Raw genomic sequence first — 2,190 nt, forward strand, 5'->3', positions numbered from 1 at the left:
GGCGATTCCTACCGGCTCCGCGATCACCAAGCCACCGCCGACAACCTCCGCCGCGCCACCACCGGCAACCGTGAACCCCTATAATCGACACCGCTCACGGGTGGGGAATTTCGGCGAGTACGGGTGGGGCGTTTCGGCGAGCACAGTCAACGCCAGTCGCATCCTGCGCGGGCAGTACCGGCACTTTCTGTTCGGGAACGCCGAAGTGGATGATCAGATCGACCCGACTGAACTGCCGGTGTTGCAGGCGCGCGACGAACCGGTCGGCACCAGCTACGCCCTGCACCACACAATGGTTCATGCAGTGGTGGCCTTGCCCTACACGGTGTCGCTGGTGATCCGTGGTCCTGCGGTCAAAGACCGCTTTCTAGTGATGGACCGCAAGACCGGCGAGGCGTGGTGGCAGTACGGCAGGAAGCAGGAATCCGCCTACGAGGTTGAGCGGAAGCGGATGAGCCCCGAACGACTCCAGAAGCTGATCGGTCAGTTGGAGAGTTGGAAGTTATTCTGACGTAGGAGGACTCGACGACAACGAAACAAGCGCCCGGAAGCCATCAGGCATCCGGGCGCTCTGCCGCTGTCCTACCAGCCGAATGTCGAGAAGGGTGACTCCTGGCCGATGTGCTTCATGGCCGCCCGGCAGTATTCGATCATGTGATCCGGCAAGGCGTTGATGGCAAACCAGTCGAGGGCACTGCACTTGTCGGGTTCCTGGTTGGTCGGCTCGCCCTGCCAATTCGTCACGGTGAAGAAGAAGGCCATGCGGCCACCGGACGACGAATTGTGCATGATGTGGCTGAACTGCATATCCTCGGGCTGGATCGAAATGCCTATCTCTTCCTCAGCTTCACGGATCAGAGCGCTGATGACGGACTCGCCGGCCTCCAGGTGCCCCGAGGGCAGGTGCCATGCACCATCCTCGAACCCGGTGTTCCGACGCTGACCGAAGAGCACTTCGTCGCCGCGGCGAAGCAGCAGATGAACATCACCGGTTACCTTGTGTCGCTGCGGCCGTACATCCTGGATGGACTCGGGCATCGTACTCATATATGGATTCCTCCCACGTCGAATTATACCGCCTGACCTGGCTTTTCGCGCGTTCGTCCGTTCAAGCGAGCCGAGCCTGGTCCCCGTGCCACTGCCGCGCTATACGCCGGACGCATAGCGGTCAGCAATCGGACGATATAGCCCCCGCACGGCCCGAAAACCAGGCTGGTATTTGGACCAAAATCTCCCAACCAGAAGGTATCCAGCCATGTATTCCCTTGCTATGTATCAGGCAGTCGCACTATGTGATCCGGCTGCTCACCGGGCACCGATTGTGCCGTTCACTGTTTCGCAGACGCACGAGATCATGCAGATCCATGTGGCCTGCCGGGCGAAGCATTGCCCGCGGAAGGCAGCGGCGCAGGACACGCTGATCGTGGCTGGCCGAATGGTGTCGAGTCTGACCAATCCGCGGTGATGCGGGGATGAGGCCGCCGAGGCGTATTCGGCATATCCATATCGAATCCGGTGCGCTCTGCCTGGACTACCAGGCAAGCGCCGAGCAGGCGCAGAACGTAGCCGATGCACTGGCACAGGGGTTTCCAGAATTGACGGTCGTGGTCGATGACGACGTACAGGACGATCTGCCGGTACTACCTTGTGGCGAGCTGTGGGACTGATGGACTCGGAAGGAGATTGAATTCGGATATCGACACCGCGGTCACCACCCCGGGATGGGGTGATGAGATTGCCGCAGGGATTCTCGAGGAGCAGCTGATGAACTGGGAGGTTCTCCCGGGTGAAACAGTTGAGGAGTTCGTCGCTGCGCTAGGTGTCATGGCTCGAACGTAGCGAACTGAATCCAACTGATCGGTGGTTTGGGTCGCTTGAATCAGTGCACCCGGCACCTCGATCGGGGGCAGACTCGCCGCCGGTAGTTCGATTACTCAAAATCCTTTGTGTTGCAGTCAAATCCATGAAGGATCAGTCGAAAGGTCATGCGCTTCCACTCGGACGGACCGCGCCGTACCAGTCGAGCAGGTCTGGGTTGTCTACCGCGCTGCGCTCGACGACGTGGGCGGGATCGGCGCCTTGGAACAGTTTCTTGATCGGCACTTCCAGTTTTTTGCCGGTGCGGGTGTGTGGGATGCCGGGGGCGAGGATGATCTCGTCGGGGACGTGGCGCGGTGATACCTCGGTACG

The 2,190-nt window shown here is 60.5% G+C and carries 6 protein-coding genes; 4 read left to right on the plus strand and 2 right to left on the minus strand.

Going from position 1 to position 2,190, the window contains the following annotated elements; translation table 11 throughout:
• The coding region (locus tag AB4Y89_RS24405) for a hypothetical protein (RefSeq protein ID WP_442303548.1) at window positions 1-511 on the plus strand (511 nt) is incomplete at its 5' end.
• A gap of 71 nt (window positions 512-582) precedes the next feature.
• Here the strand turns inward: AB4Y89_RS24405 and AB4Y89_RS24410 are convergent.
• Window positions 583-1,047: an NUDIX hydrolase gene (locus tag AB4Y89_RS24410; RefSeq protein ID WP_442303549.1), complete on the minus strand. Its 465-nt coding sequence runs from the start codon at window positions 1,045-1,047 to the stop codon at window positions 583-585.
• 208 nt (window positions 1,048-1,255) lie between these two features.
• On the opposite strand from AB4Y89_RS24410, the gene AB4Y89_RS24415 reads away from it, so the two are divergent.
• Genes AB4Y89_RS24415 through AB4Y89_RS24425 form a run of 3 tightly spaced genes read left to right on the plus strand, consistent with a single transcriptional unit; the run spans window position 1,256 to window position 1,839 of the window.
• A complete protein-coding gene (locus tag AB4Y89_RS24415) occupies window positions 1,256-1,465 on the plus strand; it encodes a hypothetical protein (RefSeq protein ID WP_442303550.1) in 210 nt (69 codons plus the stop codon).
• Window positions 1,466-1,472: 7 nt separating this feature from the next.
• Entirely contained in the window at window positions 1,473-1,667 is a 195-nt protein-coding gene (locus AB4Y89_RS24420) for a hypothetical protein (RefSeq protein ID WP_442303551.1), read from the plus strand.
• A gap of 16 nt (window positions 1,668-1,683) precedes the next feature.
• Entirely contained in the window at window positions 1,684-1,839 is a 156-nt protein-coding gene (locus tag AB4Y89_RS24425) for a hypothetical protein (protein WP_442303552.1), read from the plus strand.
• A 144-nt stretch (window positions 1,840-1,983) separates the two neighbouring features.
• Here AB4Y89_RS24425 and AB4Y89_RS24430 read toward each other — a convergent pair.
• On the minus strand, window positions 1,984-2,190 hold a 207-nt coding region (locus tag AB4Y89_RS24430; RefSeq protein ID WP_442303553.1), incomplete at its 5' end, for a hypothetical protein.

This window comes from Terriglobus sp. 2YAB30_2, from assembly GCF_052114765.1.
GTDB lineage: Bacteria > Acidobacteriota > Terriglobia > Terriglobales > Acidobacteriaceae > Terriglobus.

What these genes read in the sequence shown, in the direction of transcription:
- AB4Y89_RS24420 (WP_442303551.1), top strand. Translation starts at nt 1,473, where the DNA reads ATGAGGCCGCCGAGGCGTATTCGGCATATCCATATCGAATCCGGTGCG.
- AB4Y89_RS24410 (WP_442303549.1), bottom strand. Translation starts at nt 1,047, where the DNA reads ATGAGTACGATGCCCGAGTCCATCCAGGATGTACGGCCGCAGCGACAC.
- AB4Y89_RS24415 (WP_442303550.1), top strand. Translation starts at nt 1,256, where the DNA reads ATGTATTCCCTTGCTATGTATCAGGCAGTCGCACTATGTGATCCGGCT.